The organism is Bacillus sp. 2B09 (assembly GCF_003946835.1).
GTDB lineage: Bacteria > Bacillota > Bacilli > Bacillales > Bacillaceae > Bacillus > Bacillus altitudinis.
Genome location: NZ_RPSG01000002.1, coordinates 307,276 through 324,657, shown reverse-complemented (window position 1 = coordinate 324,657; position 17,382 = coordinate 307,276). Strand labels below are relative to the sequence as shown.

At 41.0% G+C, this 17,382-nt stretch carries 17 protein-coding genes; 3 read left to right on the top strand and 14 right to left on the bottom strand.

Annotation, left to right across the window (positions count from 1 at the left end):
- Nucleotides 1-67: 67 nt before the first annotated feature.
- Both moaA and fdhD read right to left on the bottom strand, forming a co-directional pair.
- On the bottom strand, nucleotides 68-1,075 hold the full coding sequence (moaA, locus tag EBQ12_RS06625; protein ID WP_017360030.1) for a GTP 3',8-cyclase MoaA: 1,008 nt from the start codon (nucleotides 1,073-1,075) through the stop codon (nucleotides 68-70).
- A 10-nt stretch (nucleotides 1,076-1,085) separates the two neighbouring features.
- Complete coding sequence (fdhD, locus tag EBQ12_RS06620; protein ID WP_056704216.1) at nucleotides 1,086-1,874, bottom strand: formate dehydrogenase accessory sulfurtransferase FdhD; 789 nt, start codon at nucleotides 1,872-1,874, stop codon at nucleotides 1,086-1,088.
- A 134-nt stretch (nucleotides 1,875-2,008) separates the two neighbouring features.
- On the opposite strand from fdhD, the gene EBQ12_RS06615 reads away from it, so the two are divergent.
- On the top strand, nucleotides 2,009-3,274 hold the full coding sequence (locus EBQ12_RS06615; protein ID WP_025208127.1) for an L-lactate MFS transporter: 1,266 nt from the start codon (nucleotides 2,009-2,011) through the stop codon (nucleotides 3,272-3,274).
- 82 nt (nucleotides 3,275-3,356) lie between these two features.
- Nucleotides 3,357-5,705 (top strand): FdhF/YdeP family oxidoreductase, encoded by a 2,349-nt coding sequence (locus EBQ12_RS06610; RefSeq protein ID WP_125589425.1) that lies wholly within the window; start codon nucleotides 3,357-3,359, stop codon nucleotides 5,703-5,705.
- Between the two features lie 51 nt (nucleotides 5,706-5,756).
- On the opposite strand, the gene EBQ12_RS06605 is transcribed toward EBQ12_RS06610, so the two are convergent.
- The 6 genes from EBQ12_RS06605 to EBQ12_RS06580 all read right to left on the bottom strand — a co-directional run bounded on the left by EBQ12_RS06605 (nucleotide 5,757) and on the right by EBQ12_RS06580 (nucleotide 11,252).
- Nucleotides 5,757-6,431, bottom strand: coding sequence for a VWA domain-containing protein (locus EBQ12_RS06605; protein WP_041091498.1), 675 nt, complete (start codon nucleotides 6,429-6,431; stop codon nucleotides 5,757-5,759).
- An 81-nt stretch (nucleotides 6,432-6,512) separates the two neighbouring features.
- Nucleotides 6,513-7,211, bottom strand: coding sequence for a VWA domain-containing protein (locus EBQ12_RS06600; RefSeq protein WP_008343379.1), 699 nt, complete (start codon nucleotides 7,209-7,211; stop codon nucleotides 6,513-6,515).
- 324 nt (nucleotides 7,212-7,535) lie between these two features.
- Nucleotides 7,536-8,558, bottom strand: coding sequence for a stage II sporulation protein D (spoIID, locus tag EBQ12_RS06595; protein ID WP_008343381.1), 1,023 nt, complete (start codon nucleotides 8,556-8,558; stop codon nucleotides 7,536-7,538).
- Nucleotides 8,559-8,818: 260 nt separating this feature from the next.
- Entirely contained in the window at nucleotides 8,819-10,126 is a 1,308-nt protein-coding gene (murA, locus tag EBQ12_RS06590; RefSeq protein ID WP_007497616.1) for a UDP-N-acetylglucosamine 1-carboxyvinyltransferase, read from the bottom strand.
- Nucleotides 10,127-10,158: 32 nt separating this feature from the next.
- Nucleotides 10,159-10,893, bottom strand: coding sequence for a YwmB family TATA-box binding protein (locus EBQ12_RS06585; protein ID WP_008343385.1), 735 nt, complete (start codon nucleotides 10,891-10,893; stop codon nucleotides 10,159-10,161).
- Nucleotides 10,894-11,021: 128 nt separating this feature from the next.
- Complete coding sequence (locus EBQ12_RS06580; RefSeq protein ID WP_008343389.1) at nucleotides 11,022-11,252, bottom strand: DUF1146 family protein; 231 nt, start codon at nucleotides 11,250-11,252, stop codon at nucleotides 11,022-11,024.
- Nucleotides 11,253-11,422: 170 nt separating this feature from the next.
- Here EBQ12_RS06580 and EBQ12_RS06575 point away from each other — a divergent pair, with 170 nt between their 5' ends.
- Nucleotides 11,423-11,896 carry a hypothetical protein gene (locus tag EBQ12_RS06575; RefSeq protein WP_019743250.1) on the top strand — a complete coding sequence of 158 codons (474 nt, stop codon included), beginning with the start codon at nucleotides 11,423-11,425 and terminating at the stop codon, nucleotides 11,894-11,896.
- Nucleotides 11,897-11,937: 41 nt separating this feature from the next.
- Here EBQ12_RS06575 and EBQ12_RS06570 read toward each other — a convergent pair whose 3' ends face one another.
- From EBQ12_RS06570 to atpF, 6 genes are all read right to left on the bottom strand, one after another.
- Nucleotides 11,938-12,333: a F0F1 ATP synthase subunit epsilon gene (locus tag EBQ12_RS06570; protein WP_008343393.1), complete on the bottom strand. Its 396-nt coding sequence runs from the start codon at nucleotides 12,331-12,333 to the stop codon at nucleotides 11,938-11,940.
- Between the two features lie 24 nt (nucleotides 12,334-12,357).
- Complete coding sequence (gene atpD / locus EBQ12_RS06565) at nucleotides 12,358-13,779, bottom strand: F0F1 ATP synthase subunit beta (protein ID WP_008343395.1); 1,422 nt, start codon at nucleotides 13,777-13,779, stop codon at nucleotides 12,358-12,360.
- Nucleotides 13,780-13,803: 24 nt separating this feature from the next.
- On the bottom strand, nucleotides 13,804-14,670 hold the full coding sequence (locus tag EBQ12_RS06560) for a F0F1 ATP synthase subunit gamma (RefSeq protein ID WP_007497628.1): 867 nt from the start codon (nucleotides 14,668-14,670) through the stop codon (nucleotides 13,804-13,806).
- 88 nt (nucleotides 14,671-14,758) lie between these two features.
- Nucleotides 14,759-16,267: a F0F1 ATP synthase subunit alpha gene (gene atpA, locus EBQ12_RS06555; protein ID WP_008343398.1), complete on the bottom strand. Its 1,509-nt coding sequence runs from the start codon at nucleotides 16,265-16,267 to the stop codon at nucleotides 14,759-14,761.
- A 16-nt stretch (nucleotides 16,268-16,283) separates the two neighbouring features.
- Complete coding sequence (locus EBQ12_RS06550) at nucleotides 16,284-16,829, bottom strand: F0F1 ATP synthase subunit delta (RefSeq protein WP_007497632.1); 546 nt, start codon at nucleotides 16,827-16,829, stop codon at nucleotides 16,284-16,286.
- Nucleotides 16,826-17,347, bottom strand: coding sequence for a F0F1 ATP synthase subunit B (atpF, locus tag EBQ12_RS06545; protein ID WP_017360037.1), 522 nt, complete (start codon nucleotides 17,345-17,347; stop codon nucleotides 16,826-16,828). The genes EBQ12_RS06550 and atpF overlap by 4 nt, the downstream gene beginning before the upstream one ends.
- Nucleotides 17,348-17,382: the final 35 nt, after the last annotated feature.

Sequence of the window (17,382 nt, the reverse complement as noted above, 5' to 3'; positions counted from 1 at the left end):
TTTTCAACAGTGATTATAGCATTTTCTCTTCTTTTCAAAAATCGATGATCATGATACTTTGTTGTCATTACCCGCCGATGTAGGACATCTCAACTTTTTTCTGATCTTTCTTTTGCTCTCTCTCAGCTGAATATTGATCCTGTCTGTTTGACCAAAGTTCCTTCAATATGTTCACTAGATATTCATCATTTTCTGAATTACGGATAAATCGTCTCAGATCAAAGCCCGATGATGCAAAAAGACAGGTGAATAATTCGCCACGTGCAGATAGTCTAGCTCTATTACACGATCCACAAAAAGCATCTGAAACGGAAGAAATAATGCCAATCTCTCCTGACCCATCCTCATAAAAATAACGCTTGGCTACTTCACCTTGATATCGAGGGGGTTCTGGTTTAATAGGGTATTTTGAATGAATTAGCTCCATAATCTCTTTTTTCGTCAATACATGCTTGAGATTCCATTTGTTCGTATTGCCAACATCCATGAATTCAATAAATCGTAGAATGTGTCCTTCTTTTTTAAAATAGGCTGCCATTGGTAAGATATCTTGATCATTCACACCTTTTTGGACAACCATATTGATCTTAATAGCAAGTCCAGCTTTTTTTGCAGCCTCTATCCCATCAAATACTTTTTGGATAGAAATGTGTCTTCCATTCATCTGCTTAAAACGATCTGGATTTAAAGAATCTAAACTAATGGTGACTCTATTCAGACCTGCTTTCTTTAGCTTATCTGCGTACAAAGGTAACAGCGTTCCATTGGTTGTCATCGCGATGTCTTCAATACCTGGAATTTTTGCGAGTTTTTCTATCAAAACGGGCAAATCTTTACGCATTAAAGGTTCACCGCCCGTAATACGTAATTTCACCACACCTAATTCCTTTGCAAAAAGCGCAGCAAGTCGTTCAATTTCCTCGAAGCTAAGCAGCTCTTCTTTATCTAAAAAAGGATAATCTGGTCCAAAGATTTCAGCAGGCATACAGTACGTACATCTAAAATTACAGCGATCTGTTACGGATATTCTTAAATCGCGCAATGGTCGATGTCTTTTATCCAAAATACTGACCATACTTAGCCTCCTATTCTGTAATACGCTGATGATGAGTATAGATATTAAAAGATTCTCCTCTTACGAACCCAACTGTTGTTATATTTAATTCTTCTGCCATTTTAAGTGCTAACTCAGTAGGAGCTGATTTTGATATGACGATTGATACTCCTAATTTTGCTGCCTTCAACAGAACTTCAGATGATATCCGGCCGCTAAATACAAGGATTTTATCTCTCAGTGGGATTTTATGAAGTAAACAATATCCATAGATTTTATCCAACGCATTATGCCGTCCTATATCCGTCCTAGTGATGAATAGCTTTTCTGTATCACACAGTCCAGCATTATGGACACCACCAGTATGCTGAAATAGCTGACTTTCCTCCTGTAAACATTTCATTAAATGAATACAAGTTTCAGCAGAAATGCTGATTCGGTCAATGGCTGTTTTTGCCGTCTTCACATCTTGGAGAAAATAAAAATGTCTTCCTTTCCCACAGCAAGATCCGATCACTCGTTTTGTAAAATCTGAGGATTGGAAATGAGTTGAGTGATGTAAGTCAACATATGCAAAACCCATACTTTCATCTATTGTAAACCTTTTAATCTCTTTTTCAAATCGAATGACTCCTTCTGAAGCTAAAAAACCGATCACCAATTCTTTCAAATGATCCGGTGAACAAACGAGTGTGACAAACTCTTCACCATTCACTAGCACGGTTAAAGGGAATTCTTCTACAACTTCATCTGTTTTACATGTCATTTGACCTTTGCGATATTGGTGTATGCGTCGTTTCGTTTTAACAGAAGGATTCATGATCTGATCTTCCTTTCAACACAAATTTAGTTATATGAACCAGACGAATTGTGATATTATTTTAAAAAGTCATAAAAATGTAACATATTTCTATCTTATCAAACTTTTTGTTTGCTTTATATGGAGGGAACACAATGAATAAAACAAAAAATCGTTGGCTGATCGCTACAAGTGCTGTGGGGATTCATTTATCTATCGGATCTGTTTATGCATGGAGTGTTTTTACGAATCCTTTACATCAAACCTTTCAATGGTCATTAACAGAAATAAGCCTGACATTTAGCATCGCTATTTTATTTTTAGGTTTATCGGCTGCCTTTATGGGGCATTTCGTTGAAAAGTATGGGCCGAGGGCATCAGGGCTCTTCTCAGCTATTTTCTTCGGCATTGGGATGACTGGATCAGGGTTTGCTGTCCACATGTCTTCATTACCTCTCCTCTATTTATTTTATGGTGTACTCGCTGGAATCGGATTAGGTGTAGGCTATATTGCTCCAGTATCCACATTAGTCAAATGGTTTCCAGATCGAAGAGGACTCGCAACGGGTTTAGCCATTATGGGTTTTGGGTTTGCTTCTCTGATTTGCAGTCCCATTATTCAATTTCTCATTGAAAAAGTTGATATTGCAAACACCTTCTATATTCTCGGAATCTCTTATTTTATCATCATGGTCGTTTCATCTCTTTATTTATCACCACCAACACCTGATGATGTCAAACAATTTAACGTGCTAAAAACAAGCCAAAGGAAAATTCCTCAAGATTTATCACAGCTCACAGCAAATGAAGCCATTAAAACACGGCGTTTTTATTATTTGTGGGTCATGCTCTTTATTAATATCACATGCGGAATTGCCATTATTTCTGTAGCATCACCGCTTGCTCAAGAAAGTGTTGGTTTCACGGCCGGTGCAGCAGCTACTCTTGTTGGAATTTTAGGTGCTTTTAATGGGCTAGGACGGATCGGATGGGCATCCTTCTCTGATTATATCGGAAGGCCAAATACGTATACGATTTTCTTTACTATACAGCTCATTGCTTTTCCCTTACTTCCCTACTTAAAAGAACCGCTCATCTTTTCAATCGTGATGGCAATCATTTATACGTGCTACGGAGGAGGGTTTGCTTCAATTCCAGCCTATATCGGAGATTTATTTGGTACGAAGCAGCTAGGTGCCATACACGGTTATATTCTCACCGCTTGGGCCGCTGCTGGTTTAGCAGGACCTTTATTTTCCTCCTTTATTCGTGACATTACAGGCAATTACACACAAAGTCTCATGGTCTTCTCTGGCCTATTTTTCATTGCGTTTATCATATCTCTTCTCATTCGGAAGGATATTAAACAACTTCGTGAATCAAATCTTACTGCTCCTTCTTCTGTCACGGTCCGCTCTTAAGATGAATTTGACAGAATGACAATCTACAGGTAATTTTTAGATATGAAAACGCTTTACAAAGTGATAGGAGGGTGACGATATCATGGGAAAAACAAAACACAAGGGGCCTATTAAACTCAACAAAAAACCCTCACCAAAGCTATGGGCCTCTTTTGCTCCTATGGGGCTTGGAAAAGTAAAACCGAAACACATTCGAGACACACTGAAAGTGGCATGGGAGAACAAAGATAACCTCCCCTATGCGTACCGTATATTGACTCAGGGCGTTTGTGACGGCTGCGCTCTTGGTGTATCAGGTTTATACGATCAAACACTAGCAGGACCCCATATATGCACAACAAGACTGAATGTGCTACGGCTTAACACAATGCCAGCTATTGATCCAAAATGGTTCGAAGATATTGAGCGGCTCAAACAAATGGATAGCACGTCTCTTCGAAAACTTGGGCGTATTCCTTATCCCCTGATTCGAAAAAAAGGTGAGAATGCCTTTACACGCATTTCTTGGGATGGTGCATTAGATCAAATCGCCGCTAAAATCAAATCGATTGATAAACGTCAGCTTGCTTTCTATTTAACAGCTAGAGGGATTACGAATGAAGTGTACTATACTGCGGCGAAAGCTGCGCGATATATTGGAACAAATCATATCGATAATGCTTCTCGTATTTGCCATTCACCAAGCAAAACCGCTCTTAAACGCTCCCTTGGTATAGGTGCATCCAGCTGTAATTACAGTGATTGGATTGGAACAGATGTATTGATTTTTTGGGGCTCTGTTGCAGCAAACAACCAGCCGGTTTCCACTAAATATATGTACGCCGCTAAAAAGAAAGGAACCAAGATCATTGTCATCAATCCATATAAAGAGCCTGCAATGGAAAAATATTGGGTCCCTTCTATCCCAGAAAGTGCTTTATTCGGCACAAAAATAGCGGATGATTTTTATCAAGTCAATATAGGCGGCGATATTGCGTTTATGAATGGTGTCATCAAACATTGGTTTGAAATGGAAGAGCAAGCGCCTCATTCCGCTCTTGACCATGAATTTATCCAAGCGCATACAACCGGCATAAAAGATGTAAAGCAGCATGTCACTCAGTTAAAATGGTCGGATCTCGAAGCATCGTCAGGCTTATCTAAAGAAAGAATGAAGGAATTCGCTGTACTGCTTGCCAATGCCAATTCAGGGGTGTTTATTTGGAGTATGGGTCTCACTCAGCATCGCTTTGCCACTGATAATATATCACAAGTCGCAAACCTTGCCATGTTACGCGGGTTTATTGGCAGAAAACATTGTGGCGTTATGCCTATTCGTGGCCATAGCGGTGTCCAAGGTTCAGGCGAAATGGGTGCCGATCCATTCGTATTGCCCGGCAGTGATTTTGATGAAGAGAATATTAAAAGAATCGAGAAGATATGGGGATTTGATATTCCAAAATGGCATGGTGACACGATTGGGCAATCATTTGAAAAAATGGCTCTTCCAAAAGAACACCCGCAAAAGCTGAAGATGCTGTTTACTAGCGGTGGAAACTTTTTAGAAACAATGCCAAATCCTGAAGCGATTGAAAAAGCACTATCCGAGCTTGAACTCCGTGTCCATCAAGATATTATTTTGAACACCTCTACACTGGTAGAAGCAGAAGAGACTGTGATTGTTCTGCCTGCAATGACAAGATATGAACAGCCAGGCGGCGGTACATCAACCAGTACGGAACGCATGGTGTATTTCAGTCCGGAAATTGAAGGGCCACGCATTGAAGAAGCCAGAGCTGAATGGGACATTTATATTGACCTAGCAAAAAGGGTTCGTCCAGAAGATGCGAAGCTGATTCATTTTGACCATGCTGAAGACATTCGTCGTGAGATTGCCATCGCAAATCGGAACTATGATGGGATCCAGCATTTGCGTCATAAAGGGGATGTCTTTCAATGGGGTGGCGCATGGCTTTGCGAAGATGGGGTGTGTCCAACACCGGATGGAAAAGGACACCTGCTCCCAGCACAGCTGCCCCAATATCGAAAAACTGAGGGGCATTTCAATATCACGACAAGACGAGGCAAGCAATTCAACTCTATGATTTACAGTGAAAAGGATGCCTTTAATGGTGGAAAGCGGCATTCTATCTTGATGAATGAAGAAGATGCGAAAGAGCTTTACGTCCAAGAAGGCGATCCTGTTGTCCTTTTCAATCAATATGGATCCTACCAAGGAGTTGCTCAATTCGGAGAGCTGAAACGTGGAAATATTGCAGTTTATTGGCCTGAAGGAAACGTGTTAATACCAAAAGGAGTTTACGAAAGCTATTCCCAGATTCCAGAATACAATACCACCGCGATATTAGAAAAAGCCGAAACCTTTCATGCAAGAAAAGATCAGCACTACGTGGAGAAACGGATTGATGAATTAGAAACGACTTTAAATTGATCCTTTATGAAAAAACAGCTGGGGGTTTCTCCCCAGCTGTCTATTCACATCTTATTGACCAAAAGCGTTCGCTTCTTTTTGAAGAATATGATTCAATTCTTCTGCATTTGCTGCTGGTTGATATTGTCCACCACCAGCTTTGGCAACAGATTTTAGACTTTTTGCTTCTTTTTCATTTACATCGAAGCCAATGATATTGACGATTGTGTCAATACCTTCTTCATGTAATTGCTTCGCTGCTTGTGATGGGCTTCCGCCGCATGTTTCCTCACCATCGCTGACAACATATACAATATTTTTTCCTTTAGCTTGGTGATCTTCAAAATCTTGTTTCGTATCAGTTAATGCTTTGGCAAGTGGTGTCCAGCCTGTTGGACCATACACATTTAGCGCTTGTTGAAAGGTTGCTTGCTCATATGTTCCAAATCCATAAACTGCTTCGGAACTTGCACAAGAAACGGCTTTTCCTGCATTTTTATTCGTTCCTTCATGACCAAAAACACGAAGCAAGACTTGTGTATCTTCTGATAAAATACTTGCGAAACTTTGGATCGAGCGTTTTGCGATATCGATTTTCTTTTCGCCTTCAACCGATTGTGCCATGCTTCCGCTTAAATCAAGTAAAATCACCACATGAGCAGGCTCCTTTTTCGTTACAGCATGAGCTGGTGAAGAAAGAAGCAGAACAAGACTCGCTAAAACGGTTAATATAATATTTCTTTTCATTAAAAAATCTCCCTTTTTTTCATTTGTACAGAAAAAGAGAAACGAAAGCATCAATCAATCGTTTCCCTTTTCTTCAGCAAGTTATTCGTGTAGTTTTAATGATTCTGCTGTAAGGATAGAACCCATTTCTTTCCCAGTGCTTGCTTGGTAGTAATGACCTTTACCAGCTTTAGCTACTTGCTTCAATTGACCTTCATAGCCATCGTTAAAGTCTAATCCAATCACATTGACTACAGTAGATCCTTTTGAGTTATGAAGCTCTTTCGCTACTTTCACTGGATCTCCACCACAAGTTTCTTCACCATCAGTAATTAAGTACACAATGTGTTTTGTTCCCTTATGAAGCTGTTTATCCGCTTGCTTTGCACTTTCAAGAGCACGTGCAATCGGTGTCCAGCCATTTGGTCCAAGACCGTTTAGAGAGTTTTCGAAACTATCCTTTTCATAAGGCTGAACGCCATAAACGCCTCTAATGACTTCACATGATTGAGCTTTACCTGAGTTTTTGTTGTTTCCTTCAGACCCAAACAAACTCATACGGATTTTAGCATCTTTCGGAAGAGACTGAGCAAATTTAAATACCTCTTGTTTTGCTAAATCGAATTTGCGCTCTCCATCCACTTTTCTTGCCATACTTCCACTTGCATCAAGTAAGATGGTCACTCTTACATCTTTCTTATGTTTTTTGGCTGATGCTGCTTCTGCAAATACTGGTGAAGAGATTGACATTGATAATGTCAATACAGCTAAGGTTACGAGTGTAAATACTTTTTTCAACATGCTTTTCCTTCCTCCTTATGTATTTGATTGAAACATCTTAATCGTAAAATATTCTGTCTTGGAATGGTATAGGACTCGATCCCTTTTTCTCTTTCATCAAAATCACTAAAATTCTGTCAGATGTCTAGATATATTCACCTAAAGACTCTTTTGTCACCCTCGTTTTCTCATTCTTTCGAGGGGCTTTGTATCGGCCATCGGTTCTTGTCGGGATGTAAATGTTTAAGATTTCCTGAGGTGCGTCTTAAGTCGCAATTTGTCACATTCTGTTCAAACCTCTTCACACATAAAAAAAGATGCCCCCATTTTGAGGCACCTTTGCTTTTATTTCTTAGCCATATATGTGTTCAGAAAGCGATCAGCTGATTCAATTTTTATCCCTTGATAATAATGTTTCACGATCGCCTCTACTTTTTTGCCTGACTGTGCCATATAATGTGCACCATACTGACTCATGCCCACACCATGGCCATACCCTTTTGTCGTAATCACGATTTGCTGACCCTTTCGTTCCCATGTAAAGTCTGCAGAGTGCAATCCTAGTGATTCGCGAATGTCTCTGCCCGACAATGTTTTTCCGTTAATGACGGCTTTGGCTACTTGATTGCCTGGTGTTCGTTCTACAATTTCTCCCACCTGCTGCTGGCCAAGGGTCACACCCAGTTTTTGCTGAAATTCACTCACTGTGATGGTTTTCTTGTTTTGGAATTTGGGTGATTTTTCGTCCCATTTACTTGAGACGCTTTTCAAATAAGGGATTTCATTTTTCCAATAAGCTTCTGCATTTTCGGTTTTCCCATTACTTGTTGAAAAGAAGGAAGCATCAATTGGTTTTTCGTCATACGTCAGTACTTTCCCTTGTGTACTGGCAACCGCTTCTGTGACCTTTTTTAATTTCCAATTGTACGCTTTTCCCCAAATTTTCTTCAGTTCCTGTTTATTTTTGTACACTTGGAACATTTGGGTGTCATCTACAAGAGAACCCTGTGGAGATTTGACGGTTTTATCAATGATCATTTGTCTGACGATATACGTTCTAGCGGCGAGTGCCTGTGCCTTGAGCGCCTCTATTTCAAAATCGGCTGGCATTTCAGAAGCGACGACACCGATCACATACTCTTCTAAGGGGATGTTTTCTACCTGCTGATGCGCTGAACGGTAGACGGGAATGGAGACGGGTGATTGTTTCAATTTGACTGAACCTTTCACTTCTTTTTTAACTGATGGTTCTGCTGCTACGTGTTGGCTGGCTGCTGGTTTTCCTTGGAACGTCGGCAACACGAGTAAGGTTGGAATCATTAAAATGATGATGCAAATTCCTGCGATTGTCCATATCATTGGTTTCATATTGGCTGCCCCCATTTGTCATTGAATCTCTTTTATCCTATGGGCAAGGACAAGCTAATATGACAGCTTCTTTCATTCATTGGACAAGTCTTTTGGTGATATGTTTGTGCTCTTCATCATTTGATTTACTGTTCGTCTTTATGAATAAAATTTAAAACGATTGGATACACTAATGATAAGCTTTTGAAAATGAAACCAGTCTATGATTCTAAAAAAAAAAAATCAGCATACCCAAATGGACACACTGATTTCTTTTATGATTATGCGTTTAGATCTGATACAACTTGTTCTTGTGTCACATCTGCTGATTCATCATTTACTCTTTCAATGTCTGCACCGATTGCTGCTAGTTTTTGGTGGAAGTTCACATATCCACGGTCAATATGCTTCAATTCAGTGACACGTGTATGACCTTCTGCCACTAATCCAGCAAGTACAAGTGCTGCTCCTGCTCTTAAATCAGTCGCTGCCACTTCAGCACCTTGAAGTTGAACAGGTCCATTGATTATCACAGAGCGACCCTCAATTTTAATATCGCCATTCATGCGGCGGAATTCTTCAGCATGCATAAAACGATTTTCAAACACAGTTTCTGTGATCATGCTTGTTCCGTTCGCACGAAGCAATAGCGCCATCATCTGAGATTGCATATCCGTTGGGAAACCAGGATGCGGCATTGTTTTTAGATCGATTGGCTTGAGCTCAGATGGTCCAATGACTCTTAAACCTTCTTCTTCTTCAATGATCTGAATACCCATTTCTTCCATTTTCGCCACAAGTGAAGTCATGTGCTCAGGCACAGCGCCTTTTACAAGAACATTTCCTTCAGTAATGGCTGCTGCCACCATAAACGTACCAGCTTCAATTCGGTCAGGGATGATGTTGTGTTTTGCACCGTGAAGTGTTTCTACACCTTCGATTTTGATTGTACCAGTTCCAGCACCGCGAACCTTACCGCCCATGGCATTGATATAGTTTGCCAAATCAACAATTTCAGGTTCTTTTGCTACGTTTTCTAAAATCGTCGTTCCTTCAGCCAATGCTGCTGCCATGATGATGTTTTCAGTTGCCCCTACACTTGGGAAATCCAAATAGATTTTTGCACCTTTTAAACGGCCATTTACTTCAGCCTCGATGAAACCATTACCTACTTGAATTTTAGCTCCCATTGCTTCAAAGCCTTTTAAATGCTGATCAATTGGTCTTGAACCAATCGCACAACCACCAGGTAATGCAACTCTTGCATGACCTGTTCTAGCTAAAAGTGGTCCCATGACGAGCACAGATGCTCTCATTTTACGGACGTACTCAAACGGAGCCTCAGTTTCTAGTGCATGAGATGCATCTACTGATACTTCGTTATTTTCAAAATGTACTTCTGCTCCTAAATGACGTAACACTTCATTGATTGTATATACATCGGAGAGCGTAGGTACATCACAAATTACGCTTTTTTCTGTACTTGCTAACAAAGATGCAGCGATAACTGGTAAAACGGCATTTTTTGCGCCTTCTACTTTAACTGTGCCGTTTAACTTTTGACCGCCGCGGACGATGATTTTTTCCAAGGTCTTCCCCTCCGCGTCCCAAATTCTCTATATTAATATTCAGTCGTTACGATTGGTGTGCCAACCGTAATCGTATGATTTTCGTTCATTTCCGAACTTCTGATGGCAATTTGAACATTCATTTTATCATTTGAAGTCATAATGAACTGTTCCCACTTCTCTGTGTAAGCGGAAAGCGACACAAAATTAGACTCAACGAGATACTCAACTGGTTTTGCTTGAAATTCATTTGCTATCATTTCAGCTTTTTTTTGCAAAACAACATCCATCATACCATTTACATGACCATCGAGACAAGTAAAAATCACAAATTTTTCTTGTAATATGCTTTTTGCATGACGTACGAACTGATCATATGTATGCTCCCAGGTATTCAGTGGGCGAGCACCTTTTTGCTCATATAATAAATACGACTTTTGGTTTGATTTTGTGTCGGTCTTCACGAGTAAAATTTTCGATAATGTATCATTTTTTTCATCTTTGTAAATTCCTGTGACTTTGGTGACATGTTTCTCTTTTTTTTCGGTCCACTCATACTGTCGTAGTTCGTCTTTCAAACGTTTCACTTTTTTTGAAAATTGTTCGGATGAAATGTCTATATTTGTTTTGGCATGAAGCGTCCATCCACTTACTTCGATTTGCTGGTTTTTCATACCTTCTGCTATTTGGGCGAGCGTCGATGTTTCTTCTGCCCGAACACCTTGAATCATCAGAACAAAAAAAAGAATAAATGCAAATAATGGCCAACCTTTTAAATACTTTCTCACTTGTCATTCCCCCTTGCTACAAGTGTTGCCGCAAGGAGATCAATGCATACGTGGAAAAGTCATCAAAGGCCATATTTTTGACACTTCTTTTTACGTTCCCGCAGAAGGCAGTGACCAAACCTTTTATGTTAAAACATATAAGGGATTTGTCTGGAGAAATTTAAATAATCAAGGAAGAAATTGCTGACTGCCGATGCAATAGCAATCGTGAGCAGCATCATGAGCAATCTAGCTTGAATAATTTTTCCTTTTTTAATCAGTGGATCGATATTCACCGCAAGCAATGCCCACCACGTAATGGCGATAAAAAATAGGTGGATCACAATACTGACAATTGCTTGTTGTCCTACGTCTTCCATACACTTGAATCCTCCTTTTATTGATTTCTGTAAAGGAAAACTCCCTTTCATTATATCCTCCAAAATCGGAAAGATGAATCATTTGGAAAAAAGAGCTACATTTAGAGTGAATCCCCTCTTATTCTGATGCGAAGGAGATGATATACTGCGGTGGAAGGAGCTGATCATATTTGAAAGATTCTTTTCCTGACTTTGTTGATTTGTACGGAGAACTGGTTCCCTCATTTGAACATGAATGGGAAGCCATTGCTTTCTACTTTGATTATAGACAGACACAGCTAGAAGAATTAGCACAATTGTGTCATTTTCATAACATTTCTTTGGATTACTCAGAGGAAAGCCTTTATCAGTTAGAGTCATTATACTTCGATGCCTTCCGTCAGCAGCTTTTTGCTGAGTGGAAAATGCCTATTGATGCATTGGAAGCGATGTTGAGTGTGTACATGGGAGAGGTTGTCATCAAGCATCATTCAGATGCTGATTGGGTCGTGCGGCCTTATATGGACTCTTCGCATCAATATACCCTTGGCTTGCGCCGAAACAATAAAACGTGGCATAGTACGCATTTTTGCGAGCATTTATATCTTGAAAAGCAAGCATCTCATCCGTATGTGTCGATGTATCAGTCTCTCATGTCATCCTAAAAAAATCCTTCTTATCGCAATGATAAGAAGGATTTTCTGTTTTATTTCCCTGCTACATTTAAACGGTTTAATGCCCGTTTTAATGCGAGTTCCGCCCTGCGTACATCACTTTCATTCGGGTGGTTCAAATGCTCTTCAGCACGCTGTTTCGCTGATTTAGCGCGATCAACATCAACTTTGTCTGATGTTTCAGCAGCCTGAGCAAGAATGGTTACTTTTTCGGGGCGAACTTCAACAAATCCACCGCTTACTGCAACCAATTCAGTTGATCCACTATGTTTTAAGCGAACTGCACCGATTTTTAGCGGAGCAACCATTGGAACGTGGCCAGCTAAAATCCCAAGCTCACCGCTTTCTGCTCTTACACTGACCATTTCCACATCCGCTTCATACACTGGGCCGTCGGGAGTAACGATATTGACTTGAACGGTCTTCATGCTTTTACCCTCCTAAGGACCAGATTAGGCCTCTACACCCATCTCTTTGGCTTTTTCAACCACTTCTTCAATGCGGCCGACTAAGCGGAATGCATCTTCTGGAAGGTGATCGTATTTACCAGATAAGATTTCCTTGAAGCCTTTAACAGTTTCTTGCAATGGCACATAAGAACCTTTTTGGCCAGTGAACTGTTCTGCTACGTGGAAGTTTTGAGATAGGAAGAATTGAACACGACGAGCTCTGTGTACCACAAGCTTATCGTCCTCAGATAATTCATCCATACCTAAAATGGCAATGATATCTTGCAATTCTTTATAACGTTGCAATGTTTGCTGAACTTCACGCGCGATCGCATAATGCTCTTCGCCAACAATCTCAGGTGCAAGGGCACGAGATGTTGAAGCAAGTGGATCTACCGCTGGGTAAATCCCCATCTCTGTCAACTTACGCTCAAGGTTTGTCGTTGCATCAAGGTGAGCGAACGTTGTAGCTGGAGCTGGATCTGTATAGTCATCCGCAGGTACATAAATCGCTTGAATCGATGTAACCGATCCTACGTTTGTAGACGTGATACGCTCTTGAAGCTGACCCATTTCTGTTGCAAGAGTTGGCTGATAACCTACCGCTGAAGGCATACGTCCAAGAAGGGCTGATACTTCAGAACCTGCTTGTGTAAAGCGATAGATGTTATCGATGAAGAACAATACGTCTTGACCTTGTTCATCACGGAAATGCTCTGCCATTGTCAAACCAGTTAGAGCTACACGCATACGTGCACCTGGTGGCTCGTTCATTTGGCCGAAGACCATCGCTGTTTTTTCGATAACGCCAGAATCTTTCATTTCGTAGTAAAGGTCATTTCCTTCACGTGTACGCTCTCCAACACCAGCGAATACAGAAATACCGCCGTGTTCTTGTGCGATGTTGTTGATCAATTCTTGAATCAGAACGGTTTTACCAACACCGGCTCCACCGAATAGACCGATCTTTCCACCTTTGATGTAAGGAGCAAGAAGGTCAACAACTTTGATACCTGTTTCAAGAATTTCAACTTCTGTAGAAAGTTGATCAAAAGAAGGCGCTTGTCTGTGGATTGGGTCTCTTTGCGCTTCCACACCAAGTGGCTCATCTAAGTCAATGTTATCTCCCAGTACGTTGAATACACGTCCAAGTGTTACGTTACCAACTGGTACTGAAATTGGTTTTCCAAGGTCTACAGCTTCCATACCGCGCTTCACACCGTCTGTTGATGCCATTGCGATGGTTCTCACTGTATCATCACCTAAATGTAGTGCTACTTCTAAAGTTAAGTCGATATCAACTTCACTTTCGCTTTCCGCTTTATGCGAAACTTTGATCGCATTATAAATCTCAGGCAAGTGACCGTCTTCAAAACGAACGTCTACGACTGGTCCCATGATCTGACTGATGCGTCCTGTTTTCATTGCATTCCCTCCTGACAATTATTTCTATTCTAAGGCAGCTGCTCCGCCGACAATTTCTGTAATCTCTTGTGTAATCGCTGCTTGACGAGCACGGTTGTAAGAGAGTGTCAGGCTGTCGATCAATTCTTTTGCGTTGTCTGTTGCACTCTTCATCGCTGTCATCCTTGCAGCATGTTCACTTGCTTTGCTGTCAAGAAGCGCACCGAAAATCAAACTCTCTGCATATTGAGGAAGGAGAACTTCAAGAATTTCTTCTTCAGAAGGCTCAAACTCATAAGATGCGGAACGTTTATTTGGTGTCGCTGCGGCCGAAAGGTCCGTTAGCGGCAATAATTTTTTCTCTGTTACTTCTTGTGAAATGGCACTGACGAAATGGTTATAGAACATGTAAAGCTCATCAAACGCTTCATCAGAGAACATTTGCACTGTACTGCTTGCTAATTCTTTAATATCAGCAAACGCTACTTCGTCTCCAAGCCCTGTTACTTCAGAAATAACTGGAATACCACGCTTTTTGAAGAAGTCGCGTCCGATTTTACCAATCACAATCACCGCATATTCATCAGCAGATTGATGACGAGATTGAATGGCTTGGTAAGCGGCACGTAAAATCGAGCTGTTAAAAGGTCCTGCAAGTCCTCGATCAGATGTAATGACGAGATACCCTGTTTTCTTAACAGGTCTTGAAAGAAGCATTGGGTGCTTAGCACTTGTTCCAGTTGCGATTGCCGCAACGACTTCTTGGATTTTCTCCATGTATGGAACAAAGGACTTCGCATTATTTTCAGCACGATTCAGTTTCGCAGCTGATACCATTTGCATCGCTTTTGTGATCTGACTCGATTTTTTTGTTGACGTGATCCTTGACTTAATATCGCGTAATGAGGCCAAAGATTTCACCACCTTTTTTCAGGAATCCGTGTTCATTTACGTGAAAAGAGAGAAAAAGAGAATCTTTTTCTCTCGGAAAGATTACTAATTAGTTGCTTGGTGCAAACGTACGTTTAAAGCCTTCGATCGCTGCTTTCCACTCTTCATCAGCAGGCATGTTTCCTGTTTGAGAGATTGTGTCAAACAAGTCTTTATGGTTTTCTTCAATGTACATGAATAACTCAGCTTCAAAGCGTTTGACATCAGCAATCGCTACATCATCTAAGTATCCTCTTGTCAGTGCATAAAGAATCGCTACTTGTTTTTCAACTTTCAGCGGTTTGTTCAAGTCTTGTTTTAAGACTTCAACTGTTCTAGCACCACGGTTTAATTTGGCTTGAGTCGCTTGGTCTAGATCAGATCCAAACTGAGCGAATGCTTCAAGCTCACGATAAGAAGCAAGATCCAAACGAAGTGTACCTGCTACCTTTTTCATCGCTTTGATTTGTGCAGAACCACCTACACGAGATACAGACAATCCTGCGTTTACCGCTGGACGTACGCCTGAGAAGAAGAGGTCAGATTGTAAGAAGATCTGTCCATCTGTGATTGAGATAACGTTTGTTGGGATATATGCAGAGATATCACCAGCTTGCGTTTCTACGAAAGGCAATGCTGTGATAGAACCGCCACCCTTTTCATCACTAAGCTTCGCTGCACGCTCTAATAAACGAGAGTGAAGATAGAAAACATCACCAGGGAATGCTTCACGACCTGGAGGACGACGAAGCAATAATGAAAGCTCACGGTAAGCTGCCGCTTGTTTAGAAAGGTCATCATACACAACAAGCACATGCTTGCCGTTATACATGAATTCCTCACCCATCGTTACACCTGCATAAGGAGCAAGGTAAAGAAGTGGAGCTGGCTGTGATGCAGAAGCTGTGACAACGATTGTGTAGTCAAGCGCACCATGCTTACGAAGTGTTTCAACAACACCACGAACAGTTGATTCTTTTTGTCCGATCGCTACATAGATACAGATCATGTCTTGATCTTTTTGGTTCAGGATCGTATCGATTGCAACAGATGTTTTACCTGTTTGACGGTCCCCAATGATCAATTCACGCTGTCCGCGTCCGATTGGAATCAAGGCATCAATTGCTTTAATTCCCGTTTGAAGCGGCTCATGTACCGATTTACGATCCATAACGCCTGGTGCTTCACTTTCGATTGGACGTGTTTTGCTTGTTAAAATTGGACCTAGTCCATCAACAGGCTGACCAAGTGGGTTCACAATACGTCCGATTAACTCTTCCCCTACTGGAACCTCCATGATACGACCTGTACGTTTTACGTCGTCACCTTCACGGATATCTTTGTAAGGTCCTAAGATTACGATACCTACGTTAGACTCCTCAAGGTTTTGAGCCATACCCATTACACCGTTAGAGAACTCAACAAGCTCTCCTGCCATAATGTTGTCAAGGCCATGTACACGCGCGATACCGTCCCCTACTTGAATGACTGTACCGACATCTTTTACTTCAATTTCAGATTGATAGTTTTGGATTTGCTGCTTTATCAGCGCGCTAATCTCTTCAGCTTTGATACTCACTAAGGTTTCACCCCTTCTAACGATTTTCGCCTGCAAGCTGACGTTCAATGCGGGAAAGCTTTCCGCTGACACTGCCGTCATAAATGCGGTTTCCGATACGGATTTTCACTCCGCCTATTAGATCCTTGTCAATCACGTTTTCAACACGCAGTGATGTGACTCCGGCTTTTTTGGCAAATACTTCAGATAAAGATTGAATTTCAGCTCCGCTGAGCGGTTTAACTGAATACACGATCGCATCGTCTATTTGTTTCGTACGGTTTGCAAGTTTCACAAACTCAGACGCCATTTCAGGAAAAATATTCGTGCGTCCGCGGTCAATCAATAAATACATTGTGTGCAAAACATATGTCGAAACACCTTTGAAAGCTTCTGCAATCAGATGTTTCTTTTTGTCTGCCGTAATCTTCGGATGAACAAGAAAGTCATTTAATTCTTGGTCAGCCTTCAGAACTTTTTTGATCTCATTCAGCTCTTTTTCAGTTTCGTCTACTGCCGAAGAAGCAAGAACGATGTCAAAAAGAGCAGAAGCGTAACGCTTAGAGACAATAGTCACGCTCATCGGCTTTCGCCTGCCTCTTTAAGATACTCTTGGATCAATTTCTCTTGTGCTTGCTCATCAAGTTCTTTTTCAATCACTTTAGAAGCAATTAATACAGAAAGTGATGCAACTTGCTCGCGCAGTGCAGCCACAGCTTGTTCTTTTTCTTTCACGATTTCAGTTCTAGCAGACTCTTTCAAGCGCTCTGATTCTTGACGTGCTGCTTGAATGATGTCTTCTTTTTGTTTCTCACCAATCTTTTTCGCATTTTCGATGAGTGTATGTGATTCTTCGCGTGCTTCTTTTAATAAGACACGTTGTTCTTCAAGAAGCTTTTCAGCTTGAACGTGCTTTTCTTCAGCACTTGAAATTTCATTTCCTATATAATCTTCACGCTGTTTCATAATCCCTAATAAAGGCTTAAGCGCAAATTTCTTTAAAAGTGCAAGCAGGATGAGCATAGCGATTAGCTGGAACAACATATCCCCGGCATTAAAACTTAAGCCCCCTGCTCCTAAAACCACTGGTAACTGAGACATTTAGTACGGCAACTCCCTTCTTTAAATAATATGTT